Source organism: Pedobacter jeongneungensis, assembly GCF_039538295.1.
GTDB classification, from domain to species: Bacteria; Bacteroidota; Bacteroidia; order Sphingobacteriales; family Sphingobacteriaceae; genus Pedobacter; species Pedobacter jeongneungensis.
In genome coordinates, this window is sequence record NZ_BAABBY010000001.1 from 762,627 (window position 1) to 780,812 (window position 18,186).

The window sequence follows — 18,186 nt, forward strand, 5'->3', positions numbered from 1 at the left end:
TTAGTTTCAGGATAGGTAATTTTAAATCTGTGTTTATCTGTGGTAAAAAACATAAAATGAGTATTTCAGTTAAAAATCTTTCTAAACACTACGGTCAGCAAAAAGCGGTTGATTCCATTAGTTTTGAGGCTAAACCTGGTCGTATTCTGGGTTTTTTAGGCCCAAACGGAGCTGGCAAATCTACCACTATGCGGATGCTTACCGGTTATTTAGCGCCTACTTCAGGAGAAGCTGAAATTTCTGGTAAAAATATCACAACACAGGCCCTAGAAGCGAAAAAGCACATTGGCTACCTTCCGGAAAATACGCCGCTTTATGCTGATATGTATGTAAAAGAGTTTTTAAGTTTTGTTGGACAGACCTATAAAATCGAAAATTTAACAGTACGCATTGATGAAGTGGTTAAAATGGTTGGTTTAACACCAGAACAGCATAAAAAAATCGGCATGTTATCTAAAGGTTACCGCCAGAGGGTAGGACTGGCGCAGGCCATTATCCACAACCCGGAGGTTTTAATCTTAGATGAACCCACATCCGGCCTCGATCCGAACCAGTTGGTCGATATCAGGCAGCTGATCAAAACTTTGGGTGTTGCTAAAACGGTTGTTATCTCTACACACATTATGCAGGAGGTTGAAGCCATTTGCGAAGATATCATCATCATCAGCAAAGGTAAAATTGTAGCTAATAACTCGCTTGAAGGTTTAAAAAAAGCTCACCAGCAACAATCATTAGAAGATATTTTCAGAAAACTTACTGCTTAACCTTTCATGCTTAGCTCAAAAATTAAGATCTTACTCATTGCTTTTTTATTTTCCAGTCCTACACTATTAAAAGCTCAAAACAGCGCTAACATAGGCATTGGTGCCGAAATTGGTTTACCCTCAGGCAATTTTTCTAATCTTTCAGGAATTGGATCTGGCGCATCAGTAAAAGCTGATTTTCCTGTTACAGAAAATTTTGCTTTAACTTTAAACGCAGGTTTTATGAACTTTTTTGGCCGGCGGAACCAACTTTTTAATGTGCAGGATTTAACTTATGCTCCGCTAAAAGCCGGGTTAAAATACCAGTTAGGCGAAAGTTTTTATGCCGAAGGACAGTTGGGAGCGGCATTGCCTTTAAATAAAAATCAGAAAACATTATTTGTTTGGTCGCCTGGTATTGGCAATCAGTTTAAACTTTCAGGAGGAAATAAACTCGATTTAGGCATCCGCTACGAAGCATGGACAGGCAAAAATAATATGATCGGACTGAACAAATCTGACAGTAAAGGATTTGTTGGGATCAGGTTTGCCTATTTGTTTGGGCTTTGAAACAATTGGTGTGCTTAATTGTTTTATTTATTAGTCAAAAATACCAAACTTCCATCACTTACAACTTAATACAACGTTTTAGAATAAAAATGTTAATGATATAACTTTATGTTAATCAGTTTTTTATGGTTCTATATTCTTGTTTTGGAATTTATTTGTAACGTTTTTGGCATCATGATTGTCTAAAAACCGAAATAATTAACGAACAATAATTTAAAAAAACAATGAAAAAAGTATTACTATCTTTATTAATGGTTGCAGGTTTAGGCTTTGCAGCTTCAGCTCAAACAGAAGGTGCGGTTCAAAAATTAAGCATTGGTGCTGAATTCGGTTTGCCAACTGAAAAAAATTCGAACACACTAATCGTAGGTGGATCACTACAGTATGAACATCCGGTAGCCAAATCTTTAAGCTTAACTGGCTCTGCTGGTTATCTTTCATTAATGGTAACAGGTGACGCTAAGGATGCTCTTAAGGCATTAGGATTAAAAACAAATTATGGTGTTGTACCTTTAAAAGCTGGTGCCAAATACTATTTTGGTGGTAACTTTTATGGTGCTGGTGAATTAGGTGCTGCAATTAGTACTGAAACTGGTGGTAGTACTTTGTTTGCTGTTGCACCAACTTTAGGCGCATCGTTCTCTGTAGCTGATAAATCTAGTTTAGATTTCGGTTTACGTTACGAAAACTGGTCAGGTAATGGCGGTTCTACCGGCTTTATTGGCTTACGTGCTGCATTTGCATTCGGTTTGTAATTTAAACTATAAATTATTTCAAAGCCTCCAAGAAATTGGGGGCTTTGCTGTTTATAAAAAACTTATCATTTTAGGATTATAGAAATAAAATTAACTAAACTATTAAATTAGTTTACTATCATTGTATGTTTTTGCAAAACAGGCAGAAACACGGAAACTAAAAAAACAATTTCAAAAAAATCAGATGAAAAAATTAATGCTATCTCTATTAGCAGTTGCAGGCCTGGGCTTTGCAGCTTCAGCTCAAAACAACAACATCAAAATCGGTGTAAAAGCAGGTGTAACATTTCCAACCTTTGGTGTATCGGGTACAGAAAACCAGGGCTATAGCCAAAAAATGAGTACCTCGTTTTATGTTGGTGGAACGGTTGATATTCCTGTTTCGGATATATTCTCAGTTCAGCCCGGTTTATCTTTAGTTGGTAAGGGTGGGAAAACAGATTTTTCTTATTATAATGCTGAGCTTGGAAATACTTATACAGCTACTGCTAACTCAAAAATTAGTACAATGTATATTGAACTTCCTGTAAACGCAGTATTTAATTTTACGCTCGGTAGCGGAAAGATCTTTATTGGTGCAGGTCCGTATTATGCAATGGCCATCAGCGGAAAAAACAAATCTACTGCTACGCTAAGTGGTGGGGGTAGCACGATGACAGAATCAGGAGAAGAGGATATCAAATTTGGAAAAGACGGAACGATGAAAAGAGGTGATTTTGGTGTTAATTTCCTGGCGGGTTACCAGCTTAGTAATGGTTTTAACATCCATGCGGGTTATGGTTTAGGTTTGAGTAACCTTGATTATTCAGATTCAAATGTGTCAAAAGTAACAAACAGGGTGTTATCTGCCGGTGTTGGATTCTCTTTCTAAATAAATAAAAATTTTTTTAAAGAGGTTATTATGTTGAGCCTGTCGAAACACCTTAAAGCTTATTTAAGCAGGTACTTCGACAGGCTACCATTGTCGTAAAATCATCATCTCTGCCGAAGCAATGCGTAGCGGAGAGATTTTGAACTAAATCGATTAGCTTTATGTTTAAGTTATATTCATAGTCTATAATACATTCATTTAATTACAGTCCTTTTAAATTTGCAGGAATAAATGGTTAACTTCGGCATTTTAATAGCACATGTACGCAGTTTTTAAACGCGAGTTATTCAGTTTCTTAAGTTCGATGGTTGCTTATATTACCATCGGCGTTTTTCTATTGGTTTCGGGGCTGTTGCTTTGGTTTTTCCCCGATACATCGATCCTTGATTATGGTTATGCCGAACTCAGCGGATTTTTCAGTCTGGTGCCATATCTTTTTATGTTCCTTATTCCGGCCATTACCATGCGCTCTTTTGCAGAAGAAAGAAGAGAAGGAACATACGAACTTCTGGTTACACGGCCAATACAGATCTGGCAGATTGTGGTAGCGAAATACCTGGCCAGTTTGGTACTGGTACTTTTTGCTTTAATCCCCACGGTAGTTTACTATTACAGCATTTCGAAACTTGGTTTCCCGGAAGGAAACATCGATTCAGGTTCGGTTATTGGTTCCTATACCGGCTTATTTTTGTTGGGTGCAGCTTTTACCGCCATTGGCATATTTTCCTCAGCACTAACCAAAAACCAGGTGATTGCCTTTGTGATTTGCGCCGCTTTATTTGCATTTTTCTTTTTGGGTTTCGATTATACCAGTCAGATTGCAGCTTTTCAACCCATTGAGAGTACCATCACCAATTTAGGTATTAACCAGCATTATACCTCCATCAGCCGTGGCGTTTTAGATACGAGGGACCTGATCTACTTTATCACTTTCTCTGTTTTGTTTTTGTTGCTCACCAAATTAATTATAAGAGGGAAACGATAATGAAGCAGCAGAATAAATGGATTAATTTTATTGTCGTAGTAGCCGTATTAATCGTTGTAAATGTGTTGGGCGCTTATGTCTTCCACCGTTTCGATTTCACGGCTGATAAACGCTTTACCCTGAGTGAAAAAACAAAATCATTACTCGAAAAAAATGAAAAACCGGTAATTGTTACTGTATTTTTAAAAGGTGAATTGCCTCCGGCTTTTAAACGTTTGCAGGCTGCGGTAAGCGATATCTTATCTGATTATAAAGCTTATTCAAAAGCAGATTTTAAATTAGTTTATGTCGATCCTTTGGCAGGATTAAGTACCCGGGAGCAGGATACCGTAATTTACAATCTCGCTCAAAATGGCATCGAAGCCACCCGGACTACCTTAAAAACAGAAAGCGGATCAACCGAGAAACTTGTTGTTCCAATGGCGATGATTGAAAGCAATGGCAAACAGATGCCGGTTAAGTTGCTTCAAAATTTCAATGTGGCAGGCAGTTATGAAGAAAATATTAACAGGTCTATAGAAAATCTGGAATATACGTTAACCTCCAGTTTAAAAAAAGTAATGAATGGCTACAATCCCCGGATCGGCTTTACAGAATCGAATGGGGAACTCTCTGATTTACAGCTGTATGATGCAAGAGCTTCATTAGCCAATAATTATGTGGTGGGCAGGGTCGATTTAAATACGATTACCAAAGAAGGACTGGATAAGCTTAATATGATGGTGATTGCCAAGCCGAAAAAGCCTTTTACCGAAACAGAAAAATACAAAATCAATTATTTTGTAATGAATGGTGGAAAGGTACTTTGGAGTATCGATCAGGTTACAGCTGAGCTGGACAGTTTAAGAGGACGGGGCGGACAGATGGCCACGAACAATAACCTGAACCTCGACGACATGCTTTTTATGTACGGCGCCAGGATTAATTATAATATTATCGCCGACCCGGCAAACAGTGCCGAAATTCCGGTTTCAACCGGTGCCGTTGGAGGGCAGGGGCAAATGCAATTACTGCCATGGATTTATTACCCGATTTTACTTCCTGATACCATCCACAGTGTAGTTAAAAACCTGGATGGCATCAAAGCAGAATTCCCAAGTACAGTTGATACGATAGGAGCGAAAGGGGTAACCAAATCATACATACTCAGCACTTCTCCATATAATAAAGTGTATAATACACCAAAGCCATTCAGTTTGCAAATGGTTGCAGAGCAGTTAAATCCGAAAGAATTTCAGAGTGTGCCGCAAAATGTTGGGATATTGCTGGAAGGGAGTTTTCCTTCCGTATTTGCCGGGCGACCTTTACCTGCGGGCATAACAGCGCCTTTTACTACAGCGGTAACCAGTAAACCAGGTAAAATGATTATCATTGGTGATGGTGATGTGTTTAAAAACCAGGTTTCTGAAAAAGATGGTTCACCTTTTCCATTGGGTTTCGACCGTTATTCGCAGCGCACCTTTGGCAATAAAGCCCTCCTGTTAAATATAGTCGATTATTTTACCGACGAGGATAACCTGATTGCCCTCCGGAACAAAGAAGTAAAAATCAGATTATTGGATAAAGCCAAAATTAAACTCGAAAAAACCAAATGGCAGTTTATAAATGTGGTGGCTCCCTTGTTATTGTTAATATTCTTTGCGATTTTTCAACATTATTACCGCAAATACAAGTACGCTAAATAATTTTTATATTTTTGAAGAAGACTAAATGATATCATGAGATTTATTGTATCCACATCAACTCTGTTAAAACACTTACAAACTGTAAATGGTGCCTCAAGCAGCAGCACGGTTTTACCTATATTAGAAAATTTTCTTTTCGAAATTAAAGATGGAAACTTAACTATCTCTGCTACCGATCTGCAAACCAGTATGACAACTGCACTGGCTGTAGAATCAAAAGAAGAAGGTAAAGTGGCGGTTCCATCAAAAATTTTGTTAGATACGCTTAAAACCTTACCAGATCAGCCGATTGCATTTAATATTGATGACAGTACTTTTGCCATCGAGATTAGCGCCGGGGACGGTAAATATAAACTGAGTGGCGAAAATGGTGATGATTTTCCGAAAATTCCAGTCGTAGAAAATGCTTCTTCGGTAAATTTACCAGCATCAGTGCTAACTGAAGCCATTACCAAAACCATTTTTGCAGTAAGTAACGATGAACTTCGTCCGGCAATGACGGGTGTTTTCTGTCAGTTATCTCCTCAGCACATCACTTTTGTAGCTACAGATGCTCATAAATTAGTGAGGTACCGCCGTATGGATAGCAAGGCAGATAAAGCAACTTCATTTATTCTTCCTAAAAAAGCTTTAACACTTTTAAAAGCCGCTTTGCCCTCTACAGATATCAATGTATCAGTTGATTACAACGCAACCAGTGCTTTCTTTAAGTTTGAAAATATCAATCTGGTGTGTCGTTTAATAGACGAACGCTATCCAGATTATGAGGCAGTAATTCCAACAAACAACCCTAATAAATTAATTATAGACAGGGGATTATTTTTAAATACACTTCGCAGGGTTGTAATTTTTGCCAATAAAACCACGCACCAGGTAAGGTTAAAAATCAGTGGCAGCGAATTAAATATTTCTTCTGAAGATCTGGATTTCGCAAACGAAGCTCACGAACGTTTAAGCTGTCAATATGACGGAGAAGACCTTGAAATAGGTTTTAATGCACGTTTTTTAATCGAAATGTTAAGCAATTTAAGTGGTGATGAAGTTACTTTAGAACTTTCTACCCCAAACAGGGCTGGTCTTTTAATTCCGCAAACCAACGATGAAAATGAAGATGTTTTAATGTTGGTAATGCCGGTAATGTTAAATAACAGTTACTAAAATCTACTATTATTTTAGTTTTCATAGAAAATGGCTTGGTTTTTGACCAAGCCATTTTTGTTTTCAACAAACTAACCAACCTATGAAAATCTATACTTATCTCTCAAAATCACTGATTTTATTTATTTCGCTGGCTACATTTGGTTTAACATCCTGTAAAAAGAATGATGGTGGTGAAGTAGCCAAAGGGCAGGCCAAGGTAAAAATGGTTAATGCCTCTCTTGCTGATGTGCACCAGGATGTTTATATGGATAACGAAAAACTCACTACGGTTGCGTTAGCCTTTGGCGAAACCAGCGAATATTTGAAAGTACCTTCGGGCAGCAGGAGCGTTTCTTATACCGGCACTAATAACACCACTACCGATACATCTTTAAACTTTACCCCATCTATTACTTATACCACTTTCCTGGTTACCAATAAAAAAGGTGAGCTTGAAATTGTAAGCTATGAAGATAACCTGAGCAATACCGAAAGCACCAAAGCAAAAATTAAACTCATTAACCTTACACCTAATTTTACCACAGGAATAAACGTGATGGTACAGGCAGGTACCCAATTTGTTAACGGTTTGCTTTTTAAAGAAGCATCTAACTATTTTACAGTGGATGCCGGGATGAATTTAAGGTATAATGTAGTAGGCTCAGGGAGTGTTAAAACCATTGAGGGAACCAGTTTAGAAGGCGGCAAAATATATACCATTTGGTTTAGCGGTACAACTGCAGCCACTTTAGATGCACATATTATCACTGATAATTAATTTTAACAAAATCATATCGTTTCTGTTATCTTTACGTTTTATTAGCATCAGCGATTTTATATGAAAAATACCCGTTTTATATTTCCTAAAATACTTTTTTTGTTTTTTCCTGTATTAATGATGTTCTCCTGCATTAAGAATAATAATCTTATTGAAGGAGATGCCAAAATCAGGTATTTTCAGGCTGCTGTTACCGATACCACACAAAATTTTTTCTTAAGAGGTATTCAATCGGGTGCCTCTACAGTTTATGGTTCTAATAGCAATTATATTGTGGTAGCCGGAGATTCCAGCTATACCATAACCTCAAGAAATATAAATACCGGCGTTGATGTGGCCAGTACTACTCAGAAGTTTGATATTGGTGCCAATTATTCCATTTTTTATACGCGCACAAAAACAACAAATGCACCAGTGCTGAATGTTTATAAGGATGATGTGAAGCAAAATTTAAATGTTGTTAAGCTGAAATTCATAAACCTTGGTTACACTTTATTGTCGGATGTAATTGTTAAAGATGATGGAGAGGCATTTCCGCAGTTTATAATGAAATATGGAGATACAGTTAGCCACAGCGTAAAAGTAACAAAGGCAACTAAAATTTCTTTTAACCTGCAAAATCCAATATCAACACAACCTCTATTAAATACATTAGATTCGCTTGCTACCAATACCAATACTTCAAAGTCGCTTGCCATTACCAAAGGACTGGTTTATTATGTAGTACTTGACGGATCAAAAAAAGGAGAACTTCAAATGCGCCTGGTTTCTGCCAACTAATTATTTATTGCATTTTTAAAGCATTTAATCCCTTTACTATTCATACTTTTGTCCAAAATCAGATAAATTGGAATTACTACAGCAGCTTTTAGATTTTATTCTCCACATTGATGTTCATTTAGCGGAAATTGTTAACGAATATCGTACCTGGACTTACCTCATTTTATTCCTGATTATTTTTGCCGAAACCGGCTTTGTGGTAACGCCCTTTTTACCCGGCGATTCGTTGCTTTTTGCAATGGGTGCCCTTATTGCAGGCGAGCATGAAACCGGTTTAAATATCTGGCTGATGCTGGTTATTTTAATTGTTGCGGCAATTTTAGGAAATACGGTGAACTATAAGCTTGGAAGTGTTTTAGGCGCCGGAGTATTTAAAGAGAAAAACAAGATTTTAAAGCTTAAATATTATCACCAATCGCACGAATTTTTCGAGAAACATGGTGGTAAAGCCATAATGTTAAGTCGTTTTTTGCCGATTTTCAGAACAATTGCGCCTTTTGTTGCCGGTATTGCAAAAATGCCATTTGGTCGTTTTACCTATTATAATATTATTGGTGGAGTAACCTGGATTTTCGCGCTGTTAATTGGCGGCTACTTATTAGGCCAGATTCCGGTAATTAAAAATAACTTTGAGTTAGTGATTATCTTCATTGCGGTGGTTACCTTTGTACCTGCCATTTGGGCGGCGGTTAGAAGCCGTTTGCAACCTAAAAAGGTTGAAGAGATTATCGAAAACGGGGATACGAAAGCATAATTAAATTTCGCGGCCAATAAGCACACCGTTCTGATACTTCTTTTCGGTGTCCTTTTCTTCCTTTTGTTCATCAGGCAATAAATCTGTTTTAATCAGGTTTTTGAGTTCAGGCTGACCGGCATCAACCCAGGCCGAATACCAGAATGAGCCTATGGTTAATATGGCTGCACGCATTTGCTTTTCTACCATATTATTCATCCTGTCATGGTAAGCTTTTGAATACTCTCTGGAATATTGTTTGAGCACGGTATTGTTTCGTTCTGAAAAGCTATACTTTTGTTTGGAGGGAAATGATGCATTTAATTCCGCTTCAAAATTTAAAACGGTATCAACTAAACTATGGGTATGTTTAAGTACTTTCCAAGCTTCTTTTAACGGATCTTCGATGTAAATCGCCCTGCCAACAACAAAATTGTAATTGGTAGAAAAAAGTTCGGGCAAACGGCTTTCCCAGAACGCATGGATTCCCACCTGATTACTAAGCTGTCCGTTATGATTGGCAGTAGTATGCAAAGGCACGTGGGCATCGCCGATGTAGTGTCCTAAGTCTGCAGAGTATTTTAAAATTTTAACTGAATCTTTTGTTTTAAAAGCCTTTACCAAACTATAATAAGTGCGCTGAATCTGCCATGGAACAATTCCATCAGTATTTAGTTTTTTTAAGCCATACTTGGCCAAAGCATCATTCCATTTTTCGGGTATGCTATCTATATTTTTTTCATAGTTCTCCACATCAAGATAATGTCGTGGTGCTTCCAAAGTATCAGCATACCTGCGTTTATCCGGATCTACAGCGTGTTCGGTAATGTATTTGATGTTCTTTTTATAGAAACCAATCATACCGGAAGGCAAAGTAAAAACAGCAAGATTGTTTATCCTTTGGTGTGCAAAGAATCCCCAGGAGGTACAAAGAAATAGCGGGATGATTAACGCAGATAAAACCGTTAATCTTTTCATATCAACTAATATAAGGAATTTTCCTTACATCAATAAAATATGCTATTTCTTAATTCCTCAACATTTTAAACGAAAACCAGCCTAATAATGCAATAATTACAGCCATTAATACCCAAAGCCATGCCTTGTTTTCGAACAATGGTTTTTCTGTTTTAATTGTATAAGCCGGGTTTTTCAGCTCCGGACCAATATTAACACTGCTTAGGCTTGCCGGGATTTTACTTTCAAATTTTTCGATCTCATAAACAGGAGCTGCAGCTTTTTCATTACCATAATATAAGGCATATTCGCCTTTTGGATCATCGAACCGGACGATAATTTCATATACATTTCCTTTTAGTACGAGGCCATTTAATCGTAATGGTTTATTGTCGTTATTTTGAATAGTAATTTTTAATCTCGAAGAGATGGTGTTTTCGAAATTAAATTCGGGTTTTTCCAAAGAACTTATAGTGCCTTCGTATAGATTTGCAAAATTGTACTGAATGCCTTTATCGGTTTTAAAGCTATCTGTTGCATATTCAATTTTGAGCGCACGGTAAAAATCGAAATCGCTCTGTGCATTCAATTTTAAATAAGATAAGGGAACCGGATTGGTAAGGACCACATCGATGATTGTTTCTTTTAAGGAAACATTATTTTTCAGGTTAAACGATTGGTATTTTACGTCCTGATAAGTCCCTTTTATCGTATCGGTTTTTGAAATTTTCGCTTCCAATAAATCAGGCTGTACAGGACTTTTTACCGCAATCCTGAAATATTGGTATTTCGAATCGGGAAAGCTCAGTTTAGTAAACTGGTAATCAGTATCGTTATTTTTAATGGATAAAATGCGATAATCTGATAAAATGTTAAACCATGATTTGTTATCATTGCTTCCCTCCAGGTTTACTTTCCAATCGAAATTTTGCTGCTTAAACGTGAGGTTGATCTGATTGATGACATTTATTTCCGTCGATTGAAAAGTATAGTAATATCCACCATGATGAGAACTTTGATTTAACTGTTCAAAGGCAACATCATGGCTCGTAACCTGATCGGCACGCTGTTTCAATAGATAAGGTACTTCAATGGTATCTTTCCCGTTTACACCAAAAATCCTGAAATCATCAAAACCTGCATTGGCTTTTTTATACAAGTCATCCGGTAAAACCATTTTATGCCAAATGGTATTAACACCGGTGATGTTCCGTTTAAATTTATAAGAACTGGTTTGTGCTTTTGCAGTTGCCATGCAAACCAGAAACAATATTAAAAGTTTAATTTTTAGCTTCAACATCATCTATGATTAAATGTTTGTATTTGTTATAAAGGAAAGAAATGATTAGCAATAGCACGCCCAGCGAAACAAATACGATGGTTTTTGCAATGGTGCTCAATGCATAAATATCGTAAAAGAAAAGTTTGATCAGGGTAATCCCAAACAATGCCATCGCCCCGATGCGCAGGTGTTTCTTGTTTTTGGCGAGTCCCATACTAATCAGAAATAGGGAGAAGATACCCCAAAGAATACTCAATCCCAGTTTGTAACTTGCCTCAGAGTGCGAAAGTTCTAAAATATTGATCAGTTCGCTGCTTATAACCCACAACAGTGAAATGTAGAGGAGGTAATCGAACATTGTTCTGAAGTCTTTTTTCAAAAGTCCTGAACGTTGCAATTGGTAACATTGTACCATCAGAAATGTAAAAAATACAATCGCTATGTACCTGATGCCGATATTAAATATGCCGATGGTAAAATATTTACTTTCGGGTAGTAAGTAATTATCCCTTAGTTCGCTCAAATTATAGAGTCCGAAGGTGAGGAATATGATGATGACAAAAATATTAATGATGAGGTTGGCAACGGCCAATTCGCCGTTTTTTAGCTTTTTGATGTTTAAATAACTTAAGGCTGAAGCAAAAAACAAGGTGTAAATGTATGTCCACGCTGTTTTTAAATCTTTAAAATTGTAATTGTATTCGTTAAGCGGATCGTAAAATTTAGTTTTTGGATTAACCGTAATTTTACTGAGTTCGAAGAGGTTGTTAAAGTATTTAGAAATCTCGATTCTAAAAGCAATGTAGGTTACAAAAACGAGAATTGCCGGGATGGAGTAGCCCAATACCGGTCTCATCCAGATCCATTCTGCAGGCGCGTCATTTTCTTTTCTATTGATGCGGAACATCCAGAAAAAACAGGCTACAAATATGCATGCCGTTAAAAAGCCCACGTTAAGGATTGGTGTGATGGTATAGAATTCCCGTCATAGATATCATAATAAGTGATCCAATCTTCTAAAAGGCTAAAAAAAGCAAGAAATATCAGTGGAAAGGATAATTTTTCGTAAATAGCAATCTTTTTTACACGGGCTAAATAAAATAGTACCGCAGCTTCTACCGCCCAGAAAATAGTTACCCAGCCGCCATTTAACTGAACCGGTACAGCCATGGTAATAAAGCTGATGACCATGGCCAGGATAAGGTAAAACAGGTTTTTATCTGCAAGATTTTTCTTGTAAATAATCAGGCTTACCACAAAGTGTATTACCGCATTTGCAAGTGTAAACAAGCCTAACAATTCTGCACTGTTTTTATTGCTGGAGAATATAAAATATCCTATTCCATAAAAAATAAATGAATTTAAGAGTAAAATCACTACATCGCTAAAACCAAAAATTTCTTTTTTACTCACTTTGTAAGCCAGATTGGTGATGTAGAAAGTGATGAAAAATACCGACGAAAACAATAAGGCTAAACCAAAATAATTATTTGAGTTGCTTAAATCAAGCCTCCATGAAATAAAAATAAGCCATGTTAAGCCAAATGAAGCATAAAACAGGGGTTTCCAGTATTTTTTGAAGCTAAGCACCATGATCCCAATGTTAATAATGGCCATGTAGGTAAATAATACACCTACTTTTCCAGAACCATCGCTTAGCAAAAATGGAACAGCATAAGCACCAACTAAACCAATATGGGCGATAACCTGTTTGTTGTACTTAATGGCAGCTATAACGGTAAAAGAGGTGAAAATTACCATTAACGCAAAAGCCATTGCCTGCGGAATGAGCGCATAAAAATCGTAAGCGGCATAGGTGATAAAGTACATAATGGCAATAGCCCCGCTTACTAATACGGCTGAGAAATTTTCATATTTGGCTTTGAGTTTTATAGCAAAAGCCATTAAGCCGGCACCAACTGCATAACCCAATATAATCCTGGTAAGTGGACTTACCATATCATGATCGATGGCATATTTAGCGCCAATGGCCACACCGATAATTAAAATGAGAATGCCGATTTTGCTGATCAGGTTCTCTCCGATAAACTTTTCGAAATCAGATTTAACCATGTTTTCACGCGTAAAGCGCCCGGCTAAACTGGGTTGTGGCTGATTTGCCGGCGATTGAACGGGAGCGGGGACGGGGCGGGGTGTTGCGGGATTTTGTATCACAGCGCCCGGTGGCGTATTTCTTGGTGGTGGTACTATTACAGGTTCGGCAGGCTTTGCTGCGGTTGTAGTTGCAGTACCGGGCGATTGCAATGCCTTAACTTCATTTCTTAATGCCTGAATTTCGGCTTCAAATCCTTGCTGCCTGAGCAACAGGTTTTCGAGCCTGATCATGAGCAGGTTTAATTTTTCGGAATTATCCATTCTATATCTGGTAGTGCGTAATTTTACTTTACTAAAGATAAGAATGAATTTGGATAAGGCTAGGGAATTCATCCCGAATTCTCTAACCGGGCGAATAAGTTACAATATCTATCGCTATGCCATTAGGATCTTCAATCGCAAAATGCCTGTCGCCCCAGGGTTCGTCACGAAGATCAACCTTGATTTTGACATTCTTAGTCACTAATTTTTTATAAAATTCATCCACATCATCTACTTCAATGGTGAGGTAAATTCCTTCGCCCTTAAAAGCTTTTTGAAAAAGTGGTTGCTGACTTTCATGATTGGGGAGTAAAAAACTGATCTCAGATTTTTCATCCGGACTATGCAATAACAGGTAAAACTCGTTTTCGAAGGTTACGCCGAAATTTAATAATCCGGTATAAAAAGCTTTACTTTCTGCTATTTTGCTGGTTATAATGCCTGCATTAAATTTCATCGTCTTTATTTTTTTAGGATTTAACTTATTTTGTGGAAATGTGGATCCCGCCAGGAGCAAAGCAACAGCTAAGCTTATTAATCGCTTCATGATCATTTTTTGTTTAGTCAAAATTGAAAAAAAGAAGTAAGCGGAAATTGTAAAAATCGGACGAATTCTATTTATAACACTTTTTTAGGTGTTAAGCCATAAAATGTTTTGAAATTCTTAATGAAATGCGCCTGATCGTAATAACCCTGATCCAGGAACGATTTACCTGATTTTATATCCTGAGACCGGTTTTCTCTGATTATCCGCTGGAAACGGACCACCTGAAAAAAAGTTTTTTGCGTGGTGCCGATATAATATTCGAATAATCTTCTCAGCTGCCTGCTGCTCAAACCTACATCCAGATCTTTCTCGATATTGACCACACCGTCTTTTTTGAAAATGATTTCTATAGCCCGGTAAAGTCGCTTATCATACGATAAATTCATATCTGTTATAGCCTGAACAAAATAATTATCGAATAAAGATTTAATCTTTGTGAAACTTAAATCTGCAGAAAATTGACCGGCAATAAATTGAGCCACCTGTGGAACAACATTTTCAAGCAATTCGACACGGTTACTTAAACTCAATGCATTTATTTTAAATAAAGCAGAAAACATGGCAGGTAAAAACCTGATACCGATGTAATGAAAGGTGTTTTCTAAATCAAAAGCTACATATTTATTACAGAATCCCATAACATAACTTTCTTTGACCTTGTTAAGGTCGAAAAAGATATCGATGCAACCATCTGCCACCACCCGATAGCTGAAGGGCTTACTAAGCGGGACGTTGGTTTTGAGTTCCCAATAGCAATAGATAAAGGGCTGCAGGCTGATTGCTGGCAAAACCTCATGGTAAGTTACCAGCGCATTTTCTGATTGCAGAATAGTTGGCTGAAGTGGTGCATAAAGGTTTCTGATATTGAATTGATTTTCCAAACTGCGCTTTAAGGTGTTAATTTACCGATAGATTTTAAATTTCGTAAATTTGCTTCTAAAATCATAGCTATGGAATTATCCTGCCCGGTATCAGCTGAAAGAATAAATGAAAATGTAGTAAGGATTATTGCCTTTATGGTAGCGGTGATTGCAATTACCTGTATAATATTTTCGAACTATTGGGCAATTGTTTTCCTGATTTTTGATTTTGCATTAAGGGCATTTACAACAGGAAAATTTAGTGTGTTGAAATTTATAGCCATCAAGATTTCTGATGGATTTTCAATTTCTCCGAAAATGAAAGACCTGGCACCAAAAAAGTTCGCGGCAACCTTAGGCTTTGTGTTTTGCCTGTTAATTACCGCGACATTTCTATTGAGTTTTTATACACTTGCTTTAATTTTAACGGCTATTATGACTGTTTTTGCCTTTTTAGAGAGCTTATTCGCCATTTGTGTAGGTTGTTATATCTATTCTTTTTTACAGGTTTTTGTTAAGAAGAACGAGGCTTAATCTATTTTTTTAAAGCCTCACGAACTTTTGGTGCAATTTTAGTCCCGAAAATCTCTATCGATTTCATTAAGGCTGCGTGAGATGGTCCGCCGACATCCATATGGGCTGAGAAACGGGTTAAGCCAAAAGTTTCTTCCATGGCTAAAATTTTATCAACTGATTCGTTTGCATCGCCGATAATTAAAGCACCGCCATTGCCTCTTCCTGCTTCAAATTGATTGCGTTGGTAAGGTGCCCAGCCACGTGAGCGGCCAATGCGGTTCATCTGTGCGGAATAAAGCGGGTAATAATAATCTGCAACCTCATTACTGTTTTCACCAAATAAAGCATGCATGTGTACTCCAACTTCAAATTTGTTCATATCATGACCATATGCCTGGTACACTTTTTTATAATAATCGAAAAGGGGCTTAAACTGTATAGGCTGACCCCCAATAATGGCAAACATTACCGGTAAACCCAATCTGCCCGCACGTTCTACCGATTCAGGCGTTCCGCCAACAGCCACCCATATTTTTAAGTTATCATTTATTGCTCTAGGTAATACTTCCTGGTTATTCAGTTCTGGTCTGAATTTACCTTTCCAGCTGATTTTAGGTGAAGCGTTTATTTTAAGGAGCAAGTCTAATTTTTCTTCGTAAAGCTGATCGTAATCTTGCAGATCGTATCCAAAAAGCGGGAACGATTCGATAAAGCTTCCGCGACCGGCCATGAGTTCGGCTCTGCCATTCGAAATTAAATCTATCGTAGCGAAATTTTGATAAAGTTTAACCGGATCGGATGAACTTAAAACTGAAACCGCACTGCTTAATTTAATATTTTTGGTTACGGTAGCTGCAGCAGCCAATATAATTTCAGGACTGGATACAGCATAATCGGGACGGTGGTGCTCGCCGATTCCATAGAAATCCAAGCCAACCTCGTCCATGAGTTTTATTTCTTCTATAATTTCCTGAAGCCTTTGCCGGGCGGGTTGAATTTCGCCTTTTGCATTGATCTGCAGATCGCCAAACATTCCGATACCTAATTCCATAATGCTAAATAATTTTTAACAAAGTTAATGGATAAGGTGGCAGTGGTTTTTGATGTATGATAAGAAAATGGGTGAATTGGTGATTTACACAGTTAGTTTGCCCAACGCATTTAAAATGGTTTCGAGCTCGTGACTGGGATAATCGAAGTTAGTGGATTCGATCTTAAATTTTCTGCCATTTTGTAAGATGATATTAATGTAAGTATATCTTCTACGGCCAAATCCTTCTTCAATAGCCTTCACAAGTTTAACTTCATCCCATTTAAAGGTTCCCAGATTTAATAGGATAATCTCATTTTCATCAGCAATAATTGCATACTCATCCTGTTTGGCTATCAGGTTTTTAAAGTAGAAAATAAAGAATACCGTTAATATCGACATAGTGATTATAGCTGATTGAACATAGCTTAAATTAAATATGAAAATTGGCGCCACAAAGAATAACGGGAAAATACAGAAAATATAAATCATAATAAATATGCTGCTGTTGTCTTTAACTTTTATAGACTTAACCATATCGTAAACTACTAATTATGGTTTCAAAGAAATCAACCCATTATAAACCCCATCAATTACTTTGCCCATTCTCGGTATATCGAGCGTTTCCATCGTATCGGTTTTTTGATGATAATTTTTATTCCGGTAGAAGGAAGTATCGGTAATCATCATGGCATCATAATCAAATTTCCAGTAATTTAGATGATCAGAAAAATCGATGCCCGGCAGAGAAGGCGGACTGGCAAATGTTTTAGCTAAGATACTTTTAGATGCTTTGAAATTTTTAGAAAACTGATCTACAAATTCTCCGGAACCAAATTTTTTAACCAACGTAATGTAATTTCCTTTATTTCCGTACTTTACTGCCAGGACACCTAAAGGGTAAGACTGGGTTTTGGCTTCATCTTTAAAATAACCAATCATTTCGAGTGATATCATACCAAATACCTCAGCTTTTGATTCTTTGAGTGATTTGGCATGGATGTAACTGCCCATAAACTCCGTACGGAAATAGGGTGGTTCTTCCAAAGTGTAAGCTACCAGATCAATACGATAATTGAGTTTTTTACCTTTTAACAACCTCGAGAGCTCCAATAAACCTGTTATGCCGCTTGCATTATCATCAGCGCCTTCCTGGTCGCCACAAACATCATAATGTGCGCCAACAATAATCCGCCTTTTATTTTCTGTACCGAAAGAGCAGATGATGTTTTTATACGTTTTCTGATTAACATTATATTCTTGTACCGAAACGCTATTAGTTGATTTTTGGAAAATATTCCTGATATAATCGGCTGTTAAATTGAGCTGATCGATATTGCTGTGGTTCCGGAACTGGGGTGTTTTAGTTAAGGTTTTTAAATGGGATCTGATCAGTGCAGTATCCGATTGGGCAGAGGTGTTGTAATAAAATGTAATGGAGAAAAGAAAGCTAATTAAGATTTTAAATTTATGCATGGGTTAAAACATCAGAATGTGTTTGATTTGATCCTTAACCGAAGATAATTATTTGTATCTGTTATTAGGTATTGCAACCTGCGTTTTTTCGGTTTGGCAGTG

20 protein-coding genes are annotated in these 18,186 nt (G+C 37.2%); 11 read left to right on the plus strand and 9 right to left on the minus strand.

Annotated elements, in window-relative coordinates:
* The first annotated feature begins 56 nt into the window (after window positions 1-56).
* The 10 genes from ABD769_RS03405 (at window position 57) to ABD769_RS03450 (ending at window position 9,061) form a co-directional block, all read left to right on the plus strand.
* Complete coding sequence (locus ABD769_RS03405) at window positions 57-764, plus strand: ATP-binding cassette domain-containing protein (protein ID WP_344849417.1); 708 nt, start codon at window positions 57-59, stop codon at window positions 762-764.
* A 6-nt stretch (window positions 765-770) separates the two neighbouring features.
* A complete protein-coding gene (locus ABD769_RS03410) occupies window positions 771-1,313 on the plus strand; it encodes a hypothetical protein (RefSeq protein WP_344849418.1) in 543 nt (180 codons plus the stop codon).
* A gap of 224 nt (window positions 1,314-1,537) precedes the next feature.
* Window positions 1,538-2,068, plus strand: a complete 531-nt coding sequence (locus ABD769_RS03415) for a hypothetical protein (RefSeq protein ID WP_344849420.1) — start codon at window positions 1,538-1,540, stop codon at window positions 2,066-2,068.
* A gap of 184 nt (window positions 2,069-2,252) precedes the next feature.
* Window positions 2,253-2,939, plus strand: coding sequence for a porin family protein (locus tag ABD769_RS03420; RefSeq protein ID WP_344849422.1), 687 nt, complete (start codon window positions 2,253-2,255; stop codon window positions 2,937-2,939).
* A gap of 259 nt (window positions 2,940-3,198) precedes the next feature.
* Window positions 3,199-3,924, plus strand: coding sequence for a gliding motility-associated ABC transporter permease subunit GldF (gldF, locus tag ABD769_RS03425; protein ID WP_344849424.1), 726 nt, complete (start codon window positions 3,199-3,201; stop codon window positions 3,922-3,924).
* Window positions 3,924-5,609 (plus strand): gliding motility-associated ABC transporter substrate-binding protein GldG, encoded by a 1,686-nt coding sequence (gene gldG, locus ABD769_RS03430; protein WP_344849426.1) that lies wholly within the window; start codon window positions 3,924-3,926, stop codon window positions 5,607-5,609. The genes gldF and gldG overlap by 1 nt, the downstream gene beginning before the upstream one ends.
* Window positions 5,610-5,642: 33 nt before the next feature.
* Window positions 5,643-6,767, plus strand: coding sequence for a DNA polymerase III subunit beta (dnaN, locus tag ABD769_RS03435; RefSeq protein WP_025143176.1), 1,125 nt, complete (start codon window positions 5,643-5,645; stop codon window positions 6,765-6,767).
* An 82-nt stretch (window positions 6,768-6,849) separates the two neighbouring features.
* Window positions 6,850-7,527: a DUF4397 domain-containing protein gene (locus ABD769_RS03440; protein ID WP_344849431.1), complete on the plus strand. Its 678-nt coding sequence runs from the start codon at window positions 6,850-6,852 to the stop codon at window positions 7,525-7,527.
* A 60-nt stretch (window positions 7,528-7,587) separates the two neighbouring features.
* On the plus strand, window positions 7,588-8,307 hold the full coding sequence (locus ABD769_RS03445; RefSeq protein ID WP_344849434.1) for a hypothetical protein: 720 nt from the start codon (window positions 7,588-7,590) through the stop codon (window positions 8,305-8,307).
* Between the two features lie 67 nt (window positions 8,308-8,374).
* On the plus strand, window positions 8,375-9,061 hold the full coding sequence (locus ABD769_RS03450; protein ID WP_344849436.1) for a DedA family protein: 687 nt from the start codon (window positions 8,375-8,377) through the stop codon (window positions 9,059-9,061).
* On the opposite strand, the gene ABD769_RS03455 is transcribed toward ABD769_RS03450, so the two are convergent.
* From ABD769_RS03455 to ABD769_RS03480, 6 genes are all read right to left on the minus strand, one after another.
* A complete protein-coding gene (locus tag ABD769_RS03455; RefSeq protein WP_344849438.1) occupies window positions 9,062-10,018 on the minus strand; it encodes a zinc dependent phospholipase C family protein in 957 nt (318 codons plus the stop codon). It abuts the gene before it with no gap.
* A 49-nt stretch (window positions 10,019-10,067) separates the two neighbouring features.
* Complete coding sequence (locus ABD769_RS03460) at window positions 10,068-11,252, minus strand: DUF3999 family protein (RefSeq protein WP_344849440.1); 1,185 nt, start codon at window positions 11,250-11,252, stop codon at window positions 10,068-10,070.
* A 25-nt stretch (window positions 11,253-11,277) separates the two neighbouring features.
* Entirely contained in the window at window positions 11,278-12,231 is a 954-nt protein-coding gene (locus ABD769_RS03465; protein WP_344849442.1) for a DUF2339 domain-containing protein, read from the minus strand.
* Complete coding sequence (locus ABD769_RS03470) at window positions 12,219-13,655, minus strand: DUF2339 domain-containing protein (protein ID WP_344849444.1); 1,437 nt, start codon at window positions 13,653-13,655, stop codon at window positions 12,219-12,221. Before ABD769_RS03470 ends, ABD769_RS03465 begins: the two co-directional genes overlap by 13 nt.
* 82 nt (window positions 13,656-13,737) lie before the next feature.
* On the minus strand, window positions 13,738-14,112 hold the full coding sequence (locus tag ABD769_RS03475; RefSeq protein ID WP_344849446.1) for a VOC family protein: 375 nt from the start codon (window positions 14,110-14,112) through the stop codon (window positions 13,738-13,740).
* 161 nt (window positions 14,113-14,273) lie between these two features.
* Window positions 14,274-15,083, minus strand: a complete 810-nt coding sequence (locus tag ABD769_RS03480; RefSeq protein ID WP_344849448.1) for an AraC family transcriptional regulator — start codon at window positions 15,081-15,083, stop codon at window positions 14,274-14,276.
* Between the two features lie 69 nt (window positions 15,084-15,152).
* Here ABD769_RS03480 and ABD769_RS03485 point away from each other — a divergent pair, with 69 nt between their 5' ends.
* The gene (locus ABD769_RS03485; RefSeq protein WP_344849450.1) at window positions 15,153-15,596 is read left to right on the plus strand and encodes a DUF4395 domain-containing protein; all 444 of its coding nucleotides are present in this window, start codon (window positions 15,153-15,155) and stop codon (window positions 15,594-15,596) included.
* Window position 15,597: 1 nt separating this feature from the next.
* Here the strand turns inward: ABD769_RS03485 and ABD769_RS03490 are convergent, their stop codons facing one another.
* The 3 genes from ABD769_RS03490 to ABD769_RS03500 all read right to left on the minus strand — a co-directional run bounded on the left by ABD769_RS03490 (window position 15,598) and on the right by ABD769_RS03500 (window position 18,084).
* On the minus strand, window positions 15,598-16,629 hold the full coding sequence (locus ABD769_RS03490; protein WP_344849452.1) for an LLM class flavin-dependent oxidoreductase: 1,032 nt from the start codon (window positions 16,627-16,629) through the stop codon (window positions 15,598-15,600).
* 84 nt (window positions 16,630-16,713) lie between these two features.
* The gene (locus ABD769_RS03495; RefSeq protein WP_344849454.1) at window positions 16,714-17,010 is read right to left on the minus strand and encodes a hypothetical protein; all 297 of its coding nucleotides are present in this window, start codon (window positions 17,008-17,010) and stop codon (window positions 16,714-16,716) included.
* 150 nt (window positions 17,011-17,160) lie between these two features.
* Complete coding sequence (locus ABD769_RS03500) at window positions 17,161-18,084, minus strand: M28 family peptidase (RefSeq protein ID WP_344849456.1); 924 nt, start codon at window positions 18,082-18,084, stop codon at window positions 17,161-17,163.
* Window positions 18,085-18,186 lie beyond the last annotated feature (102 nt).

Excerpts from the sequence above, each read along its gene's own strand:
- ABD769_RS03405 (WP_344849417.1), top strand. The coding sequence starts at position 57 with ATGAGTATTTCAGTTAAAAATCTTTCTAAACACTACGGTCAGCAAAAA.
- ABD769_RS03410 (WP_344849418.1), top strand. The coding sequence starts at position 771 with ATGCTTAGCTCAAAAATTAAGATCTTACTCATTGCTTTTTTATTTTCC.
- ABD769_RS03415 (WP_344849420.1), top strand. The coding sequence starts at position 1,538 with ATGAAAAAAGTATTACTATCTTTATTAATGGTTGCAGGTTTAGGCTTT.
- ABD769_RS03420 (WP_344849422.1), top strand. The coding sequence starts at position 2,253 with ATGAAAAAATTAATGCTATCTCTATTAGCAGTTGCAGGCCTGGGCTTT.
- gldF (WP_344849424.1), top strand. The coding sequence starts at position 3,199 with ATGTACGCAGTTTTTAAACGCGAGTTATTCAGTTTCTTAAGTTCGATG.
- gldG (WP_344849426.1), top strand. The coding sequence starts at position 3,924 with ATGAAGCAGCAGAATAAATGGATTAATTTTATTGTCGTAGTAGCCGTA.
- dnaN (WP_025143176.1), top strand. The coding sequence starts at position 5,643 with ATGAGATTTATTGTATCCACATCAACTCTGTTAAAACACTTACAAACT.
- ABD769_RS03440 (WP_344849431.1), top strand. The coding sequence starts at position 6,850 with ATGAAAATCTATACTTATCTCTCAAAATCACTGATTTTATTTATTTCG.
- ABD769_RS03445 (WP_344849434.1), top strand. The coding sequence starts at position 7,588 with ATGAAAAATACCCGTTTTATATTTCCTAAAATACTTTTTTTGTTTTTT.
- ABD769_RS03455 (WP_344849438.1), bottom strand. The coding sequence starts at position 10,018 with ATGAAAAGATTAACGGTTTTATCTGCGTTAATCATCCCGCTATTTCTT.
- ABD769_RS03460 (WP_344849440.1), bottom strand. The coding sequence starts at position 11,252 with ATGGCAACTGCAAAAGCACAAACCAGTTCTTATAAATTTAAACGGAAC.
- ABD769_RS03470 (WP_344849444.1), bottom strand. The coding sequence starts at position 13,655 with ATGGATAATTCCGAAAAATTAAACCTGCTCATGATCAGGCTCGAAAAC.
- ABD769_RS03475 (WP_344849446.1), bottom strand. The coding sequence starts at position 14,112 with ATGAAATTTAATGCAGGCATTATAACCAGCAAAATAGCAGAAAGTAAA.
- ABD769_RS03485 (WP_344849450.1), top strand. The coding sequence starts at position 15,153 with ATGGAATTATCCTGCCCGGTATCAGCTGAAAGAATAAATGAAAATGTA.
- ABD769_RS03490 (WP_344849452.1), bottom strand. The coding sequence starts at position 16,629 with ATGGAATTAGGTATCGGAATGTTTGGCGATCTGCAGATCAATGCAAAA.
- ABD769_RS03495 (WP_344849454.1), bottom strand. The coding sequence starts at position 17,010 with ATGTCGATATTAACGGTATTCTTTATTTTCTACTTTAAAAACCTGATA.
- ABD769_RS03500 (WP_344849456.1), bottom strand. The coding sequence starts at position 18,084 with ATGCATAAATTTAAAATCTTAATTAGCTTTCTTTTCTCCATTACATTT.